This is a genomic window from Aquirufa nivalisilvae (genome assembly GCF_003143535.1).
GTDB classification, from domain to species: Bacteria; Bacteroidota; Bacteroidia; order Cytophagales; family Spirosomataceae; genus Aquirufa; species Aquirufa nivalisilvae.
Map to the genome: position 1 here is coordinate 580468 of NZ_CP029346.1, position 21054 is coordinate 601521.

The following is a 21054-nucleotide window of genomic DNA, read 5'->3' on the forward strand; positions in this document are numbered from 1 at the left end:
AAGTTAAGGTACTTATACCATTAACTCATAACTATAATATAATGGAATCTTAATACAGTACTATTGTATCATTACAATATAATATAATGCCTTTTTAGACCGTATACCCATAAACAATACTTTACCACTAAAAAATTGCATTTAATATTTGCAGATAAGTATTGAATTATACATATTTGGGAGTAACCTGCACCATAGGACAGTGTAGGATAGTTGAGTTCTTAGAAGAATTATATCTAAAGTAAAGGCAAATGGCATGCATTTGAATTCTGACTTCTGGTATTTTTTAAAGAATATGTCCCAGTTCTACAAATTGTTTAAATACTTTAAAATGAAAGGAGGTCTGATGGTTTAAAAAATGGCGATTATTCAAACGCATAATTTTAAATAAATAATTAATCAACTATTACTTATGAAACACAATTATTATCAAATTTTCAAAAGCTTCTTATTGCTTGCCATTATGGTGCTTGGGAGCTTTGCGTCATTTGCTCAAGACCGTAAGGTTTCGGGTAAAGTGGTTGGTACTGATTTACAAGGTATCCCGGGCGTGAGTATATTGGTAAAAGGAACCAATACAGGAACCACTACTGATGTGAATGGTGCATTCTCGGTTTCAGTTAAATCTGGAAACGCAGTAATATCCATTTCTGCAGTAGGTTACAAAACAAAAGAAGTTACTGTAGGTTCACAAGCCTCTATTTCGGTTACATTAGATGAAGATGTAAGCCAATTGAGCGAAGTTATCGTAACAGGTTATTCAGTAACCAACAAAAAAGAATCCACTGCTGCAGCATCTATTGTTAAAGCAAAAGATTTACAAATTGCCCCTTCAGGAAACGTTGAACAACAATTACAAGGTCGTGTAGCCGGTGTTACATTGATTACAAATGGTCAGCCAGGAACTAACAGTATCATTCGTGTACGTGGTTTTGGTGCATTCGGTGGTAACGAACCATTGTACATTGTTGATGGAGTACCCGTAGGATCTACGGATTTCTTATCACCAGATGATATTGAAAGTACTACAGTTTTGAAAGATGCGGCTGCAGCTTCTATCTATGGAGCTCGTGCTGCTAATGGTGTAATCGTTTATACTACTAAGCGTGGTCATAAAGGAAAAAAACCTTTGCAAATTACTTATGATGGATTGTACGGTGGTACAGATCCTAACGTAGGAGGAGCTCCAAAAATGTTAACTCCACAGGAGCAAGCTGATTGGACTCACGTAGCATACCGTAACAATGCGGCTGCTAACGGAACGGCAGTTTCTTATTCTCACCCGCAATACGGTACATCAGCACAAGCTACTTTACCTACATATTTGCACTTTAATGGACAAAATGGAGTTAGAGGTGCTGTAGATATGGCTGCTGCACAAGCTGCTTATGCTGCTAGCCCATTGACTACATTTGCAATTCGTCCAAATTTGGCTGGCACTAACTGGTATGATGAGATTACTCGTTTTGGTAGTACTCAACGTCACTCTTTAGGATTCAGCGGTGGAACAGACAATGGTCGTTTTTACATCGGTTTATCAGCTCAAGAGCAACAAGGTATCTTGTTGGAGAATGATTTCCGTCGTTATTCAGCTCGTTTCAACTCAGAGTTTGACTTAGGAAAGCATGTTAGAATTGGAGAAAACTTACAGTTCACTTACCGTTCAGTGAGAGGTCAATCAGGTGGTAATGGTGGTTTAGGTATTGCTGGTGATGAGTCAGTAATTTTATCTGCTTACCGTATGCCAACAGTTATTCCTGTTTATGATGATTTTGGTAGCTTTGCTTCTACTAAAGCAGCAGGTTTCAACAACCCACGTAACCCAGTTCGTTCATTGATGACTAACCAAATTAATGACCAAAACTACAATGCTAACGCAGTAGGTAACGTTTATGTTGAGGTTGAGCCAATCAAGGATTTAGTAATCAAATCAAGTATTGGAGGTCAATACAACAACTCTTATTTTGTTAACTATAACTACAAGTACTTAGGAGACTCAGAGCCAGAAGCTTCTGACAGTTTTTCTGAAGGTTCAGGTTATTCATTTGCATGGGTATTCTCTAATACAGTAGCTTACAAATATCAGTGGAGAAAGCACGGTATCAAAGCTTTGGCTGGTTTAGAGTCGTTGAATACTGGCCGTGGTCGTAGTATTTCAGGTTCAGGTATTAACCCATTCTCGATGGACTTAGACTTTGTTACTTTGAACGCAGTTCAGTCGCCAGTAGTTAGTTCTAACTTATTCAGTGGTGTTAACTTCTACTCACTATTCGGTAAAGCTGATTATAACTTCAACGAGAAGTATTATGTAACAGCAGTTGTTCGTCGTGATGGTTCATCTCGTTTCGGAGCTCAAAACCGTTATGGTGTGTTCCCTGCATTCTCTGCAGCTTGGCGTGTGACTTCAGAAGAATTCATGAAGGATCTTCCTGCAATCACGGATTTGAAAATTCGTGGAGGTTGGGGTGAAATGGGTAACTCAAATAACGTAGATCCTGCAAATCAGTACTCTTTATACGGTGCTAGACGTGATATCTCTTACTATCCAATCGATGGTCAGAGTTCAGGAGCTAACGAAGGTTATTTCCGTTCACGTATTGGTAACTCTGCTGCTAAGTGGGAAACTTCAGAAACAACGAACATTGGTTTTGATGCTACTTTCTTAAATGGTAAGTGGGAAGTTGTATTTGACTTATGGAGAAAAGATACGCGTGATTTGTTATTCAACGTACCACTTCCTGCGGTTGTTGGAACTAACGCATCAGCTCCATCTGTTAACGTAGCCAAAATGCGTAACGAAGGTATCGACTTCCAGGTGATCAATCGTGGTAACATTACGAATGAGTTGAAATATGAGTTGACAATCAATAACTCATTCTTGAAAAACGAAATCGTAGCGTTTGCTCCAGGAATTACTAACTTAACTGGTGGTGCATTCCGTGGTATTACTCCTATTCGTATGGAAATTGGACGTTCATTGTCTTCATTCTATGGTTATAAAGTAATCGGATACTTCAATTCAGCTGCTGAGGTGACAAGTGCTCCTTCTCAATCTGGTGCAGGTGTTGGTCGTTTCCGTTATGCTGATATGAATGGTGATGGTAAAATCACTCCAGAGGATCGTACTTATTTAGGTTCTCCAGTACCAACTTATACAGGAGGTGTTAATGTAGGTTTAACTTACCGTGCATTTGAATTGAACATGTATGTTTATGCTTCTGCAGGTAACAAAATCTGGAACCAATCTAAATGGTTTACTGATTTCTTCGGAACATTTGAAGGTTCAGGTAAAGGAGAGCGCGCTAAGCAATCTTGGACTCCAGCTTTAGGAAATAGTGCAGAGGCTCCAATCTGGGAATCAGCATCTAATATTTCTACCAGTGGTGCAGAGAACTCGTGGTATGTTGAAGATGGAGATTATATCCGTTTCCAAAATATCTCTTTGGGATATAACATTCCATCGAAATTTTCTTCTAAACTTGGTATTAAGCGTGCGAAGTTGACTCTTTCTGCTAATAACTTGTTGACTTTCACTAAATACAAAGGTTTAGATCCTGGTGTAGGTGGTGCAGCCGATACTAGTTTTGGTATTGACGTAGGTAACTACCCAGTTACTCGTTCATTCAACGCTGCTATCAACTTGTCATTTTAATCCGCGAAAGCCAATTTAAATTAAAATAAAATGAAAAAATATCATATTTTAAAACGATTAGCCTTAGTAAGTGCATCTGCATTTACCTTGACATTCGCTTGTAAAGATCAGTTTTTAGAGGTTTTGCCTACAGGTTCATTGGCTCAGGCACAATTAACTTCTAAGGCAGGTGTTGAGGGTACTTTGATTGGAGCTTACTCTGCTTTAGCAGCAAAAAACTTTACTCAAGTAGCCGCATCTAACAACTGGTTATGGGGTTCAATCTTAGGTGGAGAGAACAACAAAGGAACCGATGCGGGTGACTTTACAGCGATTAACCCAATTCAACGTTACGAGTCATCTCCAGTTTCTGGCGATATTAATGGTACTTGGCAAGCAAAATACGAAGGTATTGCGCGTGCTAATGCGACAATTAATTTAGCGAATGATTCTAAAGCTCTTTCTGCTGCAGATAAAACGCGTATCATTGCGGAAGCTCGTTTCTTACGTGCTCACTTTTACTTTGAGTTGAAGCGTTTATTCAACTCAGTTCCATATGTTGATGAAACAATGGATTATGGTAAAGGCATTGAGAAAGTTGGAAACTCTCCTGATATCTGGGGTAAAATCGACGCAGATTTCAAATTTGCATATGACAACCTACCTGAAACTCAGTCTTCAGCTGGTCGTGCAAATAAATGGGCAGCAGGTGCTTACTTAGGTAAGTCTTTGTTATACCAAGGAAAATTTGCTGAAGCAAAAGCTATCTTCACTACAGTTGTAGCTAGTGGTAAAACTACCAATGGCAAGAAATACGGCTTGGTGCCAAGATTCCAAGATGTATTCAATGCTGAGAATGATAACAACGAAGAAGCAGTATTTGCAATTCAGTCTTCTATGAATTCAGGTAGTGTAACTAACTCGAATGCTTTCGACGTATTGAACTACCCTTATAACACGGGTACTGATGGTCCAGGTAACTGCTGCGGATTCTTCCAGCCTTCATTCTCTTTGGCTAACTCATACCGTACTAAGGATGGTTTACCATTGTTGACTGAAACGAATGGAGCTCCTGCTTATAATGCACCTGAAAATGCAGTAAAGCATGACTATAAAGTAGCTTCAAGTGATCCATTTACTGAAGATAACGGTCCTTTGGATCCACGTATTGACCACACTATCGGTCGCCGTGGTATTCAATACTTAGACTGGATCGAGCACCCTGGTAAAAACTGGATTCGTGACCAAACTTATGCAGGTCCATATTCTCCTAAGAAATATGTATACTACAAATCTCAGGAAAATACATTGACTGATGGTTCTGGTTGGACACGTGGTTATGCTACTCTTAACTACAACATCATTCGTTATGCGGATGTATTGTTAATGGCTGCTGAAGCTGAAATCAAAGGTGGTGGAAGCTTAGCAACTGCTTTAGGTTATATCAACCAAGTTCGTAATCGTGCTGCTAACCCTGCAAGTTTTGTGAAAAACTTGAAAACAGGTGCTTTAGAAGCCAATTACGTCATTGCTCCTTATACAGCATTTGCTAGTGCAGATGAGGCAATGAAAGCACTTAAAATGGAGCGTATGTTGGAATTAGCTACAGAAGGTCACCGTTTCTTCGACTTAGTTCGTTGGGGTGATGCACCTAAAGTATTACAAGCTTACTTAGATTACGAAGGTAAAACTTTAGTAACTATGTTTGGTGGAGCTAAATTCACTACAGGTAAGGAATATCTTCCTATCCCACAAGCTCAAATTGATATCCAAGGATCTACTTTATTGAAGCAAAATCCTGGTTATTAATCGTTTGATTTAATTCTTGAAAAGGTGGGAACTTGTTCCCACCTTTTTTAATTTTAGCCTAGCAATTATAAAATGATGAATTCTCGACAACTACTTTATTTAAGTGTACTTTTTTTAGGAATTATTTCTTGTAAAAGTAAAACTACCTTCGAACTACTGCCTAGTGATCAAACAGGCATTCATTTTTCCAATCAAATTGTCGAAAACGACACGTTGAGTATCTTGAAGTATGAATACCTCTACAATGGAAGTGGGGTTGGAATGGGTGATTTTAATAATGATGGTTTATTGGATTTGTTCTTTTCAGGCAATCAAGCCAATGGAACTTTGTACCTCAATAAAGGAGAGATGAAGTTTGAAGACGTATCTAAGAAAGCTGGAATAGATACTAAGAACCGTTGGTGTGCGGGTGTAAGTGTGGTTGATATCAATGGAGATGGATTGCTGGATGTGTATGTTTCTGTGACCTTAAAAAATGCTGACAAAGACCGGGAAAATATGCTTTTTGTTAACCAAGGCATTAAAGATGGGATTCCTACATTTAAAGAAATGGCCGTAGAATATGGCATCAATGATTCTGGACATAGTCAACACGCGGCATTTTTTGATTATGATAAAGATGGAGATTTAGATTTATATGTATTAACGGATAAAATCACCGAATTCCCATCACTTTTCCGTCCAAAAGTTACAGATGGTTCTTATCCTAATACGGATCGTTTGTACCGAAATGATTGGTCAGATACAATGAAACACCCTGTTTTTACCAATGTATCGAAAGAAGCTGGAATTACCTTGGAAGGTTTTGGTTTGGGAATCAATATCTGTGATATTAATCAAGATAATTGGCCAGACATCTATGTGACGAATGATTATGTATCTGACGATATTTTATATATCAATAATCAAAATGGGACTTTTACAGACCAATCTAAGGTTTATTTTAAACATACCAGTTTAAGTGCCATGGGTAATGATGTGGCCGATATTAATAATGATGGACTGGCTGATATAATTGCTTTGGATATGCTTCCTAAAAGTAATGACCGTAAAAAGCAATTAGCTCCAGGAAATCATTATCAAACATATTTGAATAGCGATACCTATGGTTATACCTACCAATATATGCGGAATACTCTGCAATTGAATGCAGGGAAACAAGCCAACGGTCAACCTTATCCATTTCAAGAGATAGGTTTGATGGCAGGTGTGGCTGAAACAGAATGGAGCTGGTGCCCATCTTTAGCTGATTTTGATAATGATGGTTACCGAGATTTATTGATCACCAATGGATTTCCTAAGGATGTTACGGACCGAGATTTCATGTCTTATCAGGCGGAATCTAAACGTTTGACATCAGAATCTATCATGTTAGAAAAATTACCAGTCATTAAAATCAATAATTATGCCTTTAAAAATATGGGAGGCCTGAAATTTGATGATGTTAGTGCTAATTGGGGAATTAATGTAGCCTCATTTTCCAATGGAGCTGTTTATGGCGACTTAGACAATGATGGTGATTTAGATTATGTCGTTAATAATATCAATGACGAGGCATTTGTCTATAAAAATAATACGATTGATCAAGACAAAGAAAAAGCACAGTTTTTACGAGTTAAGTTTGAAGGAAAAGGTAAAAATGTGTTGGGAATAGGGGCTAAAATTGAAGGTGTTTTTGCCGATGGTTCTCGCTTTTATTATGAAAATACACCTTATCGTGGGTATCTATCGAGTGTAGAGACTGTAGCGCATATTGGTCTAGGTTCAAAATACGCGATAAAAGAAATGCGGATTTTCTGGCCAAATGATTCGATGCAAGTGATTAAAAATCCGGGTAAAAATAAAGTATTGACTGTCAAAATCGGGGATGCTAAATTGCCAATTCAATCGATGTTTGACCAAGAAAAACCTCTATTAGAAGATATAAGTGCCAGTTTGAATGTAACGGATGTACATAAAGAATACGATTTCGTTGATTTTAACTTTCAAATATTGACTCCTTTTAAACTATCTCAATTAGGGCCAGGCTGTTCGGTGGGAGATGTTAATGGGGATGGACTAGAAGACTTTTTTGTTGGAGGGGCTAAGTTTTATTCAGGACAATTCTATTTGCAACAAGCCAATGGCAAATTTGTATCTAAAACTTTGGATGGCGCTATCGACCAACCCAAAAAGATGGGAGAAGATTTAGGTTCTTTACTCGCGGATTTTGATCGTGATGGAGATTTAGATCTATACATTACTCGAGGGGGAGCCGAAGATAAGGCTAATTCACCAAGTTTTCAGGATGTCCTATATAAGAATGATGGTAAAGGAAATTTCACCCTAGATACTCAGGCATTGCCTACTTTCTTAGAAAGTAACTCTGCCGTGAGATCCATTGACTTTGATCGGGATGGGGACTTAGATTTATTTGTTAGCGGACGAAATGTTCCATTTGAATATCCGAAAGGTACCGTTTCTCGATTATTACGTAATGATTCTAAACCTGGTCAAATTAAATTTATTGATCAAACGGCAAATTGGGCTCCTGAATTATTGAATGAGTCATTAATTTGTGATGCCATTTGGTCAGATGTGAATCAAGATGGATGGGTGGATTTGGTATTAGCTGGGGAGTATTTACCCATTCAAATATTTGAAAACCAGAAGGCTAAATTGAAAAAATTGAGTGAAACTGGATTAGAGAAATATACAGGCTTGTGGGCATCTATCACTAGTGCGGATTTTGATCAAGATGGGGATATGGATTTCATTGCTGGGAATATGGGTAAAAACACCATTTTACGTGCGAATAGCAAACAGCCAGTGGAAATTGTCCATGGGGATCTAGACGGAAATGGAGTATATGATATATTTCCATTTGTGTATTTTCAAGGTCCTAAAGGTTTGTACGAATCTTATCCTTTGTTTGGTAAGGATGATACTCATAAGCAGTTGAATGCCACAAGGGCACGTTATGTGTATTATAAAGACTTTGGTAAAGCCAAACAGGAGAATCTATTTACAGATGCAGAAGAGAAGAAATCATCTAAATTGTCCTTTATCGAGAATGCCTCCGTTTACATCGAGAATTTAGGAAAAGGAAAATTTGCAGTACATGAGCTTCCAGCTATGGCCCAAGTTTCAGCCATGAATGGTATGCAAGTGATTGATATCAATCAAGATGGATATCTAGATGTATTATTTGTTGGAAATAATTTTGGAAATGAAGTTTCAACAGGAAGATACGACGCCTCGAATGGGGGAGTTTTATTGGGAGATGGAAAAGGTAAGTTTAAATATCAGCAGAATGCGGGTCTTTTTGTGCCAAGTGATGCCAAATCATTGGTTAGTATTCGCTTGGGTAAAGATCAGTTAGGTTTCATTGCTTTACAAAATAGAGGAGCAATGCACGTCTTTAAGCCTGTTAAAAGTTTTGTTCCTTTAACAAAAGATGCAAAGGATTTTACCTACCAATTCTTGGGTAAGAAACAAAAAGTAAACTGGAGTTATGGTTCTTCTTACTTGAGCCAAAGTGCTTCTGCTCAGGGTTTTGTGCCGAAAGGAGCCAGTTTAGCGAATTAAGTTTTTGAAATAGGTCAGTTGAAGTCCAGGAGTCAATTTGGTTCCTGGTTTCACTGCACCGAATTGGTAATTACCTAAAACGATGTCGATGTCTCCATCTTTATCTACATCTCCCGCATCCATACAGATGTAATGTCCTCCATTTCCAATATTTAAATTACTGACTTGGAAGGTCATATTTCCTTGGTTTTGAAAATATAGAAAGTTTTCATTGCGTCCTTTATCGTTTTCTGCAAAGAAGGCAATCATTGCCAAATCTAAATCTCCGTCTTGGTCAAAGTCTCTTGCTACCGTTTTAGAGGCACCATAAGAAGGGTAAAAATAGCCTTCTTTGAAGTTGTTTCTACCATCGTTTAAGTATACATGGACTCCATGAAAAGCCTTTTTTGATCGAGAGTAATCTGCGTTATCTCCATTGGAAACAATGATGTCATCATATCCATCTTTGTTCATATCAGCCACTTCCATATAGCTGCTTCCAAAAACTGAGTCAAATTGAAGCAAGGGTTTTTCTACGAAAATACCTTGGCCTTTATTGATAAATAAAGATACACCTTCACGCGATTGTGCCATTAATACCAACAAATCGGGTTTTCCATCGCCTGTATAATCTTTAATGACCACATTGCGTGCACCAGCTTGTGCTTTTAAGAGATGTTTACTTTTATTCATGCCATCAATCCAGGTTAATTGACCACGTTCAAAACCATATTCGCAAATCACAAAGTCCTGTACCCCATCACTATTGAAATCACTAATTTGAACATCCACTGGACGTTTTAATGAGTCAATCACAGCTTCCATTTTGCCTTGTGGATTGATTCCATACATGGTTCCAATTTTCTCATCATTGGGATACATTTTACCAATGGCCAATAGGTAGGGATTACCTGCTAAAATTTGAGTAAGAGCGACAGGACTCTGTGTTTCAATGGTATTTTTTATCTGTTTATTGGCATCTAAAACCCATAAGGAACGGTTACGGGTTCCTGCCCAGACTTCCGGTTTATCGGGATGAATTCGAAGAGAAATAACAACTCCAAGCGGGTCTTTTTTAGAAATATATGACTCTTCTTTAAAATGCAGAGTAGAGGTACTGATAGGACTTCTTTGTTTTTGCGGAAGCGGCTTCTCAGGGGCATTTTTGACATAATAATCTATAATGGATTGCCAATCTTCTTCACTGATTTTGGGATCTAGTGGGTAGATATCCATGGCTAAGGCACTTTGGTATTGCTCCTCTGATATTCGAGTCATTAATTGGAAGCGGTCTCCAATGCCAAGTCGATAGCCCATTTCAGGTAATACTCCCTCTTTCCAAGTTTTTTTATCCAATAAAGAAGGATCTGGAAATTTATGGCAGGAAGAACAGGTCTCTTTAGCTAGAGCTTCACTTTTTTCTTCAGTACTTTGTCGACAAGAAATAAATGCAGAAGAGAAAAGAAATAAGGCGGCAATTAATCGCATGTTATTGGACATTGGTATTTGGGACAGCGGTAGAATCTATGCCTACTTTACCACTACAAGTGAAATCGAATACAAATTTTTCAGGCTTAAGGAAAGGCATTTTTCGATACCCTTCAATGGCTAATGTTTGATCGGAATAAACTTTTTCCATGAATTTGGCATAGGCTGGCATGGCCATTTTGGCACCTTGGCCTAGCGCTAATGATCTAAAGTGTATGCTTCGGTCATCTCCACCAACCCATACACCTGCCACTAGTTTCTGAGTAACACCCATGAACCAGCCATCAGAGAAGTTGGAAGTCGTTCCAGTTTTGGCACCAATTTCATTTCCTGCTACAATGGACGTTCTTTTTAATCCTTCTGCTGTTCCACCAGGTTCTTGCACGGCACCTTGTAACATGTAGGTCATGAGATAGGCCGTTTCAGGTTTAATGGCAGCTTTAGCTGTTGGAGAGAATTCACGAAGTACATTACCTACTTTATCGGTGATTTTTAAAATTAAGATAGGCTCAATTCGCTCTCCACCATTAGCAAATGTACTGTAGGCAGATACTTGTTCATATACAGAAACTTCAGAGGCTCCTAAGCAAAGGGATGGGCCTTCATATAAAGGACTAGAAATTCCAGCTTTATGAGCAAATTCAGCTATTTTTTGAGGCCCCATTTCTTTCATTAATTTGGCAGAAATGGTATTAATGGATAAGGCCATAGCTCTTCTTAATTTTAGCTTTTCATAGCTATATTTTCCATCGGAATTTTGAGGCGTCCATGTTCCATTGGTTAAGCCATCTTCCTCTCCGAATGTCACAGGCTCATCAATTAACTCATCGCATGGAGTAGCAATCTCATTTTCAATGGCAGCACCATAAACAAAGGGCTTGAAAGTTGAACCCGGTTGTCTTTTACTTTGGGTAATGTGATCAAACTTAAAGTACTTATAGTTGATTCCTCCAATCCAAGCCTTCACGTGGCCGTTGGTTGGGTCCATAGCCATAAAACCACAATTCAATATACGCTTGTAGTAGTTCAGTGAATCCATCGAGCTCATCGTGGTATCAATATCCCCTTGATATGAGAATACTGTCATTTTCACTTTACGATTGAGCTCTTCCCAAACTTTAAATTCATCGTTATTATAGGCAGCCATCAACTCACGGTAACGGTCCGTGCGTTTCATAGCATCTTTTAGGAAACCTTTAATTTCCTTCATTTCTTCGTTCACCCAAGGATTTCTACCTTTCCAATGGGAATAGAATAAGCTTTGTTCTGCTTTCATATGCTCCTGAATGGACTCTTCGGCATATTTTTGCATGCGTGAATCGATGCTGGTATAGATGCGTAATCCTGAAGTATACAAGTTAATTTGCTGATCTTCTGGACGATCGGCATTAATTTCTTTGATAACTGATAAAATCTGCTTTCTAATGCTTTCTCTGAAATAGGGTGCGGCGCCTGTATTTTGATTTTCTACCTTAAACTTTAGGTTCAAAGGATTTTCCATCATTGTACGCGCTTCATCTTCGAGGACATAATCGTACTTGGCCAATTGCCCTAGCACAACATTTCTTCTTTCTAGGGTCTTTTCAGGTCTGATCCTCGGGTCATATAATGATGGGTTTTGGAGTAAACCAATTAGGGTAGCGGCTTCTGGTAAGCTAACTGTTTTTACATCTTTTTGGAAATAGGTCCGACAAGCCACTTGTATACCATAGGCATTATTGCCAAAGCTTACCTCATTGAGGTACATCGCCATGATTTCTTGTTTGGTATAGCGTCTTTCTAATTTGATGGCTAATATCCATTCCTTGACTTTAGCAATGGCCGTTTTTAAACCTCCAATCTTCATGAGTAGACCCATGTAAAGTGGATCATCTTCCCCAAACTCCACAGAACGGGTATGGAATAAGTTTTTGGCTAATTGTTGTGAAATGGTACTACCACCGCCAGATGTCCCCAGACTTAAAACCACACGCATCATGGAGCGCATGTCGATACCCGAGTGCGTCGTAAATCGGGCATCTTCAGTGGCCATTAAGGTGTTGATAATGGTAGGAGACAGATCTTCAAACTCCACAGGATTACGATTTTCCCTAAAGTATTTACCTATTTCTTGTCCATCTTCTGAAATGAGTAAGGAAGCTTCCTGACTTTTTGGGTTCTCTAATTCATAGAGACTAGGCATTCCGCCAAATAACCAAAGGAAATTGAAATTGACGGCAGTGATAAATAAGACTATAAACAGCGTTGAGCCTAATAGAAATTTATACGTAAATCGAATCAGTTTTAGATATTTTCCCTCTTCAAATTCGAACATGTTAGTTTTTATTTTTGGTATAGGCTTTCAATAAAGCTTCTGCCTCTGTTGTTAATGGGCTTTTCGGGAAAGCCAGAATGAAGTTTTTTAAATTATCTTGGTAGCTAGTGAATTCTTTTAACCCACCATAACAAAGCGCTTTTAAAAATACGACTTTATCTTCTAAGTTACTACCCGGAAATTGTTGTAAAATTTGCTGGCATTGTCGGGAAGCTTCGGAATAATTATTGGCTTTGAATTGTCCATAGGCTAACTCATAGGCTTTTTGTGCCGCCAGCTCATTTGTTTCTGTTAAACTTCCATTTTCAATTTTCAAAATCAATTGCTTGAAATAGGCCGTAGGGAAGCGGTCAAATAATTGGCTTCTATAGTTTTTTTGTGCGGGAGAATCTTTGTCGCTACTTAAATATAACAGATATAGAGCCTCGGCTTCATGACTAGTACCTGGGTAATTCGTCAATAATTTTTTTAATAAAATGCTGGCTTGTTCTTTTTCTCCTAATTCAAGTCGAACAAATTTTCCAAGCTCAAATAAGGCATCTTCTTCCCGTTTTTTCACTTGAGAAAGTTGGGCAGGACTTTTTGGAATGGTATTTAACCAAATTTGTAAGGAATCACTTAAAACTGGAATGTCGTTGGAAGCTTTTATGTTTTCAGACGAAGCATTACTCGAATTTTGAGTTAAATCTACAATTCGATTCGTCAGATTATTGTTTTTATTCTTACGATTCCAAAAATCTTCTAAAGTTCTTAATCCCCATTTATTGCTAAATTCTTGTTGACCTTGAATCCTAGCTTGGTCATTGTTAAAGTAAAAACTTTGTTGTTCTGGACTAGCAGGTCTACGAGTAAAAATAACCGTGTTTTGTACGGGTATATTTTTAGTCAATATGGAATCCGCTTTTCTCTGTTGTTTTTTTTGTGTCTTTTGGTACATGTCAGTTAATTCTGCTAGAGACATGTTGCTTAATTTCAACAAAGAGTCTTCTTGACTAACTGCTTTACTTAATTGTAAATAAGTAGACCATGTTGTTTTTAGTTTCTGCGTACTTGCGTAAGCTGCATGGTTGGGACTCATGTAAGTAGCAGCACTATCATAGTATTTGGCGGCATCATCAAAGCGTTTTAATTGTTTCGCAAAGAGATTTCCCAACTGTAAATAAAGTTCTCCTCGGTCGCTACCACTTTTACCTCCTTTGGTCCAATATTCTTTAGCTTTATCGAATTCCTTATTCTTAAAATAGATTTCTCCCAAGGCAGCGTATAAGGCAGGGACATGGTCCTCATTCTTAGGTTCCCGAATCATTTTTTCCAATTCTTCAGGCGCATTGTTTAACTGATGTACGGCTAAAGTCGCATGGAATTGTAATTCATAGCTAGCCTTTGATTTTTTTACTTTGGCATAACTTTCCAAAGCCAATTGGTTTTTGCCTTGCGACTCAAATAGTTGACCTAAAATAAAGTAAAGTCGAGCTTTTTCTTCCCCAGATGAAAGCGAAGGAATGATTTCTTCCAAGAGAGCAATGGTCGGAATCAGTTCTTTTTTACTCTGGTGGTAATATGCCCTAGATAGTAAATAATTATTTTTTTGCGTTTGACTAAGGTCCAAGCTTTGAATGAATTCACCTACTTTTTCTGCGGAAGTGAAATCATGTTGATGGATATAAATTTGGTATAGATGAATCAAAGACGTGCTTTGAGAACGCGGGTCATTGTCAATGGAGTTAACAAATTTGAAAGTCTCTAACGCATTTTTATAATCTTTTTTGATGTAGCGACCCCAACCTATCAGTGTGTAGGCATCATCTACAAAATGGGAATTTTGGTGACGGTCAATCACCAATGAAGCTTTCTTGATGACTAAATCGATATCAGTTGCATGTTGTTGGCCAAAGGTGGAATCAATGGCAGGTATGATGGGAAGCATTGATTTATAATCCTCCTTATGCTCTTCCCAAAACTTCTTTTGTAAGGATTTTTTCAAGCGGTCAGCTTGCCAAATAGCATTATATTTGGCATTCAGGTTATGAAAGGCAACGGCAGCTGGCTTTGTGCTTTGTTGAGAACAAGCACTCACAAGGGCTAATAAACCAAGAAGCCAATATCGTCTAATCATGTAGGAAACCAAAATTGTTCAAATTTACAATTTATCTCAACGAAAAAGGGATAAATTTAGCGTGGCTTTACGATTAATTTAATTCAAACGGATGAACTCTTACCAAAAATACATTGGAGCGGCATTTCAAATGTTGGTGACCATCTTATTGGGTGTTTGGTTGGGGAGGTATTTGGATGCTTATTTTCATATGGAAAAGCCTTGGTTGACCATCGTTTTCTCTTTAGGCTCTATTGTTATTTCCATGGTGGGATTGATTCGTAGTTTGCCAAAATAATTGCGAATTAGCTCGATTTATAAGCCGATATATTTCTGTAAATTGCTGAGATTTTCCATATTAACTCAAATTTTCCGTGTTCGAGGGTCGCAGACAAATTCTTTTGTTGTTCTTTATCATCATTGGATTGGTGTTTTTGGGGAAGTTATTTTTCCTTCAAGTGATTGATGATAGTTACGAAAAGGCGGCAGATAACAATGCCATCCGTAAAATCATTCAAATTCCCTTTCGAGGTGAAGTCTATGATCGCCATCATAAACTGATTGTGTATAATACTCCCGTGTACGATTTGTACATTACTCCTCGTAAAGCACATGTGCGAGATACTTTACAATTTTGTCAGCTTTTTGGAATTACCAGGGCATATTTTGATTCTACTTGTAAGCAAGCTAGAGCTTATTCTCGAGTAAAGCCATTTCTGTTTTTGAAGCATTTATCGAAAGAGGATTTTGCTCGAGTTCAAGATGCCATGGTTGATTTTCCTGGGTTTACCTTTACTACGACAGCTTTCAGAACTTATCAATCTAAGGCTTTTTCGAACGCATTAGGTTATGTGGCAGAGATCAATCCCAATTCCTTGCAGAATCAAAAAGACGATTATTATCGCCAGGGAGATTATGTGGGAGTTTCTGGGATAGAAAGTTTTTATGAAGAAGATTTGCGAGGCCAAAGGGGTGTAAAGTATCGAATGGTTAATAGTAATGGAGTAGAAAAGGGAGATTTCAAAGAGGGGCGTTTGGACATCCAACCTATTGCGGGTAAAAATTTATATACTGGAGTTGATATCCGATTACAGGAATATGCAGATAGTTTAATGCAACATAAAGTAGGTTCTGTTGTGGCCATTGAACCTTCCACGGGAGAAATCCTAACCATGGTTTCAGCACCTTCCTATGATCCAAGTTTATTGGCGGGTCGAAACTTTTCTAAATATTATCGAGATCTGGCTTTGGATCCCATGAAGCCATTGTTGAATCGTCCGCCTTCTGCGTATTATCGACCGGGTTCTACCTTTAAATTGATTCAAGCTTTGGTAGGTTTGCAATTAGGTATCATCACACCCGCTAGTGTATTTACGCATGCTGGTGCTCCAGTTAAATGCCACTCACATAATACGTCGCACAATGATTTGCATAATGCCATTCAATGGTCTTGTAACCCGTATTTTTATCATGCATTTCGAAAAATTTTGTATGAGGATACTCAAGGTAATACCTACGAGAGATCAGCTCAAGGTTTGCAGCGGTGGTCAGAATTAGTGGCTAATTTTGGGTTTGGGAGGAAGTTGGGTGTTGACTTAGGAAATGAGAAAAAGGGTATTTTGCCCAATGTTGAATATTACAATCGAGTGTACAAGGGAGAAAATACTTGGAAGTTTTCCAATATTTATTCTTTGAGTATCGGTGAGGGAGAATTGGTCGTAAATCCTTTAAAAATGGCCAATGTTGCTGCCATTATTGCCAATCGTGGCTGGTACATCCCTCCGCATTTAGTGAAGGCGATTGGAGATAATAAAGTAGTTGATCCATTTTATAAAACGCCTGTTTCTGTTGGAATTGATGCCAAGCATTTTGGGGTAGTGATTGAAGGAATGAAAGATGCCGTGTTGCATGGAACAGTGGGGGGGGACGGTAAAATTCCGGATATTGTGATGTGTGGAAAAACGGGAACGTCACAAAATGCCAAAGGCGAAGATCACTCCGTGTTTATTGCTTTTGCTCCTAAGGATAATCCCAAAATTGCCATTGCTGTTTTTGTAGAAAATGCTGGTTTTGGTGGTTTTGCGGCAGCACCAATTGCATCGCTAATTATTGAGAAATATTTGAAAGGTAAAGTTGATAGAAAGGCGGTGGAAGAGAAATTCATGAATAAAAGCTATCTTCCAAATGTGTTATCTGTCACAGGCCCTAGACCTCAGAAAACTAAAAAAGATACGTTAAAATGAGTAATCAAAACCAATTAGTGAGTAAAGTTGATTGGATTACCATATCCCTTTATGCATTATTTGTGTTAGCGGGCTGGATGAATATTTATTCAGCTGTATATAATCCTGAGACACATATCTCGATTTTTGATGCTGCGTTTTATGATTCCAATGCTGGTAAACAATTGATTTGGATTGGTACGAGTTTGATTCTCATCATTTGTATTTTTGCCATTGATTTTCGGTTTTTTGAGGCCTTTGCTCCCATCATATATGCCAGTTTTATTGGTTTGTTAATTCTAGTGCCATTTTTAGGAGTCACTGTAAATGGATCTCATTCTTGGTTTAAATTTGGTTTTATCACTATTCAGCCTGCTGAATTTGCTAAGACGGCGACGGCTTTATTGTTGGCTAAATACATCAATGAACCTCAAGTGAATTTATCTAAATGGAAAAATCAATGGGTTGCAGCAGCCATCATTGGATTGCCCATGATATTAATTATTGCCTCCAATGAAACGGGTTCAGCATTGGTATTTGCCTCCTTTTTGATTTTACTTTATCGGGAAGGTTTGCCGGGAGAATACCCCGGTTTATTCATTGGGTCAGTGACGATTTTTGTGTCAGCTTTGCTGCTGAGTCCCTGGACTATTTTAGCCTCTTTAATTGTCATTGCTGGAGGTATCATTGGTCTTTCTCCCATATATATTCAACGCTTAAAGCAAACCTATATTAAAGCAGCCTTATTTATTGTAGGGATTATGTTCATGGTTTTTTTGGTTGACTTTGCCGTGAATAAGGTCTTAAAAGAACATCAGCGGAATCGAATAAAAGTGTTGATAGACCCATCATTTGATCCTAGAGGTTTGGGATATCAGCTAACCCAATCCAAAATTGCTATTGGTTCGGGAGGTTTTTGGGGCAAGGGTTACCTTCAGGGGACTCAAACTAAATTTGATTTTGTGCCAGCGCAAAGTTCGGACTTCATTTTTTGTACCATTGGTGAGGAGCAAGGATTTTTTGGTGTGCTGGTGGTGATCATTTTGTTTATGGTGTTTTTATGGCGGCTGATGTATTTAGCTGATCAGCAGCGGTCCCGATTTGCGCGAGCCTATGGATATGGAGTTGTTGGAATATTGTTTTTCCACTTTTTGGTCAATATTGGTATGACCATTGGCTTAATGCCCATCATTGGTATTCCTTTACCTTTTTTTAGTTATGGAGGCTCATCTCTTTGGTCATTTACCATACTATTGTTTATATTTCTAAAATTAGATTCGCATCGTTCGGATATGCTTTCTCGTTAATTACCTAAACCTATGATAGAAGAAAAACTAAGTTCTAAAGCTAAACTCTTAATAGCTGTGGCAGCCCTAGGCTATTTTGTGGATGTGTATGATTTAATTCTATTTTCAGTAGTTCGAAATCCCAGTTTAAAAAGTTTAGGTCTTGTTGGGCCTGAATTATTGAATCAAGGTTTAAACTTGATGAATATTCAGATGGGAGGGATGTTATTAGGAGGTATTTTGTGGGGGATTTATGGAGACAAAAAAGGAAGGAAATCGGTGTTATTTGGTTCTATTTTATTGTATTCAGTAGCAAATGCCTTCAATGGAATGGTTCATGATTTAGATACTTATGCCTGGTTGAGGTTTCTAGCAGGAATTGGTTTGGCAGGGGAATTGGGAGCAGGAATAACCTTGGTTAATGAAACTTTACCACCTTCCAAACGCGGAATAGGAACTTTGATTATTGCCGGAGTAGGTGCATCAGGGGCCATTTTTGCGCCTATTGTTTCCAATTTTAGTTCGGATCCTGAATGGTGGAGAACATGTTATTTTATTGGAGGAGGCATGGGATTAGCATTGTTGCTTTTACGTTTAGGGACTTTTGAGTCGGGCATGTTTTTGGAGTTAGAAAAGAATGTTAAGCGAGGAAATTTCTTCCAATTGTTTTCTCATAGAAACATTTTTAAGAAATACTTGTATTGTATCTTAATGGGGCTTCCGATTTGGTATATCATTGGCATTTTAGTTTTTTCTTCTCCTGAACTATTACAAGGTATGGGCTTAAAAGGTGTTATAACGGGGGGAGATGCGATCATGTATTGTTATGTAGGCTTGTCGGTGGGGGATTTTGCTAGTGGCTACTTAAGTCAGGTATTAAAAAGTCGAAATAAATCTGTTATGACCTATTTAATCATTGCGTGGATTTTGACTATTTATTTCCTATATGCGATGTCAGACATTTCTGTAGTCTATGGAAATATCATGATTACTTTATTGGGATTCTTTGGCGGCTATTGGGCTGTATTTTTGACAAGTTCTTCGGAGCAATTCGGAACTAATTTACGGATGACAGTGACTACCACTGTCCCTAATTTTGTTCGCGGAGCTTTGATTCCGATTAGCTTATTGTTTAAGTTTTTGATACCTAATGTCGGCATGGTGAATTCAGCGGCAATCGTGGGAGCCTTATGTTTCGGATTGTCGATTTGGTCTGTAAGTCAATTGAAAGAAACTTTTGGTAAATCGTTGGATTTTATAGAAGAATAATGGCATTAATATCTAGGAAGAAAAACCTGTATAGGATAAATAATCAGCTAAGGCGCTACTTACATAAGTATGGTCGCGAGCATGCTATGAATATTAGCTACCAGGATTTACTTCGCTATGATAATGCCATCACATTATATGATAAAAATGGTCATGATACCTTATGGGAAACTGTTTTTTATTCTCCAGCGGATCAAGAAGAAGTGCATGAATCTCTAAAAAATATTTATGCAGATTTAAAGACAGATGGTAATGAGGGTGTCATTAAGCACTTGGTGATCGATCGGGTCGACTATTGTACTTATGGGAATACGCATCCATTTCGGATACGTATAGTTAATAAGGTCAATGATATTTTTGATTATTTCTACATCAAAGTGGCTGATGCTTCACGGGTATATGGTTTGGAACTAGAGCATATTCTTTCTCCCAACCGTATCAATTACGTGACTTATGACAATACCTTGGTGGAGGAGCATATCGCAGGTGTTCCTGGGGATGTTTTTTTGAAGCAAGACTTGGAGAATGACTTAGAGTCGCCCATTCGTTTGGCCAAGGAATTTGTCAAATTCAATGAGCGCTGTTTGGTACAGCTTTTAGGGGATATGCACAGTACGAATTATGTGGTGATAACGACCCCAGATTTTGATGATATCTATTATCGAATTAGACCAATCGATTTTGATCAACAATGCTATGAGGGAAAGCGATCTGTGTATTTACCACAGTATTTCAAGCAAAATAATCGACTTGTTGAATTGGGTATGAAGTTTATGACACCCGAATCTGTTTGGCAATACCAAATAGAAGAAAGGTCGATGATTGCGAGTCGACTGAAATCGGAAAGTCAGCGGGTTTATGATTTGATGACGGTGATGGCCAAGGATGATATTGCGCCTGTTGAAAATATGGAGCAATTGCGTTTGGAATTAGCGCGACATTATAATGATGATCGTTTTTTGAACTGTAAAACGATGGGTGAAATTGTTTGGAGTAGTTTAGAGCTGGTGATGCGTCATTAAGCTTTTTGGTAGGCTGCCATGGCCATACAAGAAAATCCTAAAATCAAGGCAAGCCCACCGATAGGGGCTACAGCTCCCCACATGTTCTGTTGGGTAATGCATATCAAATACAAAGCACCTGGGAATATAATACTTCCAGCTAACAAAAGATAAGAGGCTAATTTCAAAAAGCGATTTCCAGAATTGATTTGCCATATACCCAATAGCAATAAAGCTAGCGCTCCGTACATTTGATATTTAGAGGCTGTTTCAAAGGTATCTAAACGTTGTGTGGATAATAAATAGGCTTTCCAAGCATGAGCGCCAAAGGCACCAATGGCGACAGAAAGCGTAGCTAAAATAGATCCAGACAATAAGCAAAAACGTTTCATG

At 38.2% G+C, this 21054-nt stretch carries 12 protein-coding genes; 8 read left to right on the forward strand and 4 right to left on the reverse strand.

Going from position 1 to position 21054, the window contains the following annotated elements; all coding sequences use genetic code 11:
* The first annotated feature begins 412 nt into the window (after positions 1-412).
* The 3 genes from HME7025_RS02630 (at position 413) to HME7025_RS02640 (ending at position 9007) form a co-directional block, all read left to right on the forward strand.
* Positions 413-3652, forward strand: coding sequence for a SusC/RagA family TonB-linked outer membrane protein (locus tag HME7025_RS02630; protein ID WP_109322149.1), 3240 nt, complete (start codon positions 413-415; stop codon positions 3650-3652).
* Between the two features lie 30 nt (positions 3653-3682).
* Positions 3683-5440: a RagB/SusD family nutrient uptake outer membrane protein gene (locus HME7025_RS02635; RefSeq protein ID WP_109322150.1), complete on the forward strand. Its 1758-nt coding sequence runs from the start codon at positions 3683-3685 to the stop codon at positions 5438-5440.
* A 72-nt stretch (positions 5441-5512) separates the two neighbouring features.
* A complete protein-coding gene (locus tag HME7025_RS02640) occupies positions 5513-9007 on the forward strand; it encodes a VCBS repeat-containing protein (protein ID WP_109322151.1) in 3495 nt (1164 codons plus the stop codon).
* On the opposite strand, the gene HME7025_RS02645 is transcribed toward HME7025_RS02640, so the two are convergent.
* The 3 genes from HME7025_RS02645 to porW are packed head-to-tail and all read right to left on the reverse strand — an operon-like array spanning position 8996 to position 14904.
* Positions 8996-10486 (reverse strand): FG-GAP repeat domain-containing protein, encoded by a 1491-nt coding sequence (locus tag HME7025_RS02645; protein ID WP_109322152.1) that lies wholly within the window; start codon positions 10484-10486, stop codon positions 8996-8998. The genes HME7025_RS02640 and HME7025_RS02645 overlap by 12 nt on opposite strands.
* A complete protein-coding gene (locus HME7025_RS02650) occupies positions 10476-12788 on the reverse strand; it encodes a penicillin-binding protein 1A (protein WP_109322153.1) in 2313 nt (770 codons plus the stop codon). The genes HME7025_RS02645 and HME7025_RS02650 overlap by 11 nt, the downstream gene beginning before the upstream one ends.
* 1 nt (position 12789) lies before the next feature.
* Entirely contained in the window at positions 12790-14904 is a 2115-nt protein-coding gene (gene porW / locus HME7025_RS02655; protein WP_109322154.1) for a type IX secretion system periplasmic lipoprotein PorW/SprE, read from the reverse strand.
* A 91-nt stretch (positions 14905-14995) separates the two neighbouring features.
* Between porW and HME7025_RS02660 the strand changes: the two genes are divergently transcribed.
* The 5 genes from HME7025_RS02660 to HME7025_RS02680 all read left to right on the forward strand — a co-directional run bounded on the left by HME7025_RS02660 (position 14996) and on the right by HME7025_RS02680 (position 20682).
* Complete coding sequence (locus tag HME7025_RS02660) at positions 14996-15181, forward strand: AtpZ/AtpI family protein (RefSeq protein WP_109322155.1); 186 nt, start codon at positions 14996-14998, stop codon at positions 15179-15181.
* Between the two features lie 76 nt (positions 15182-15257).
* The gene (locus HME7025_RS02665; protein ID WP_109322156.1) at positions 15258-17126 is read left to right on the forward strand and encodes a penicillin-binding transpeptidase domain-containing protein; all 1869 of its coding nucleotides are present in this window, start codon (positions 15258-15260) and stop codon (positions 17124-17126) included.
* Positions 17123-18412 (forward strand): rod shape-determining protein RodA, encoded by a 1290-nt coding sequence (gene rodA / locus HME7025_RS02670; protein WP_109322157.1) that lies wholly within the window; start codon positions 17123-17125, stop codon positions 18410-18412. Before HME7025_RS02665 ends, rodA begins: the two co-directional genes overlap by 4 nt.
* A 12-nt stretch (positions 18413-18424) precedes the next feature.
* The gene (locus tag HME7025_RS02675) at positions 18425-19660 is read left to right on the forward strand and encodes an MFS transporter (protein WP_109322158.1); all 1236 of its coding nucleotides are present in this window, start codon (positions 18425-18427) and stop codon (positions 19658-19660) included.
* Positions 19660-20682 carry a hypothetical protein gene (locus HME7025_RS02680; protein ID WP_109322159.1) on the forward strand — a complete coding sequence of 341 codons (1023 nt, stop codon included), beginning with the start codon at positions 19660-19662 and terminating at the stop codon, positions 20680-20682. Before HME7025_RS02675 ends, HME7025_RS02680 begins: the two co-directional genes overlap by 1 nt.
* Here HME7025_RS02680 and HME7025_RS02685 read toward each other — a convergent pair.
* The gene (locus tag HME7025_RS02685) at positions 20679-21053 is read right to left on the reverse strand and encodes a DUF423 domain-containing protein (protein ID WP_109322160.1); all 375 of its coding nucleotides are present in this window, start codon (positions 21051-21053) and stop codon (positions 20679-20681) included. The two genes, HME7025_RS02680 and HME7025_RS02685, sit on opposite strands and share 4 nt — an antisense overlap.
* Position 21054 lies beyond the last annotated feature (1 nt).

Excerpts from the sequence above, each read along its gene's own strand:
- HME7025_RS02630 (WP_109322149.1), top strand. The coding sequence starts at position 413 with ATGAAACACAATTATTATCAAATTTTCAAAAGCTTCTTATTGCTTGCC.
- HME7025_RS02680 (WP_109322159.1), top strand. The coding sequence starts at position 19,660 with ATGGCATTAATATCTAGGAAGAAAAACCTGTATAGGATAAATAATCAG.
- HME7025_RS02635 (WP_109322150.1), top strand. The coding sequence starts at position 3,683 with ATGAAAAAATATCATATTTTAAAACGATTAGCCTTAGTAAGTGCATCT.
- HME7025_RS02640 (WP_109322151.1), top strand. The coding sequence starts at position 5,513 with ATGATGAATTCTCGACAACTACTTTATTTAAGTGTACTTTTTTTAGGA.
- rodA (WP_109322157.1), top strand. The coding sequence starts at position 17,123 with ATGAGTAATCAAAACCAATTAGTGAGTAAAGTTGATTGGATTACCATA.
- HME7025_RS02675 (WP_109322158.1), top strand. The coding sequence starts at position 18,425 with ATGATAGAAGAAAAACTAAGTTCTAAAGCTAAACTCTTAATAGCTGTG.
- porW (WP_109322154.1), bottom strand. The coding sequence starts at position 14,904 with ATGATTAGACGATATTGGCTTCTTGGTTTATTAGCCCTTGTGAGTGCT.
- HME7025_RS02645 (WP_109322152.1), bottom strand. The coding sequence starts at position 10,486 with ATGTCCAATAACATGCGATTAATTGCCGCCTTATTTCTTTTCTCTTCT.
- HME7025_RS02650 (WP_109322153.1), bottom strand. The coding sequence starts at position 12,788 with ATGTTCGAATTTGAAGAGGGAAAATATCTAAAACTGATTCGATTTACG.
- HME7025_RS02660 (WP_109322155.1), top strand. The coding sequence starts at position 14,996 with ATGAACTCTTACCAAAAATACATTGGAGCGGCATTTCAAATGTTGGTG.
- HME7025_RS02685 (WP_109322160.1), bottom strand. The coding sequence starts at position 21,053 with ATGAAACGTTTTTGCTTATTGTCTGGATCTATTTTAGCTACGCTTTCT.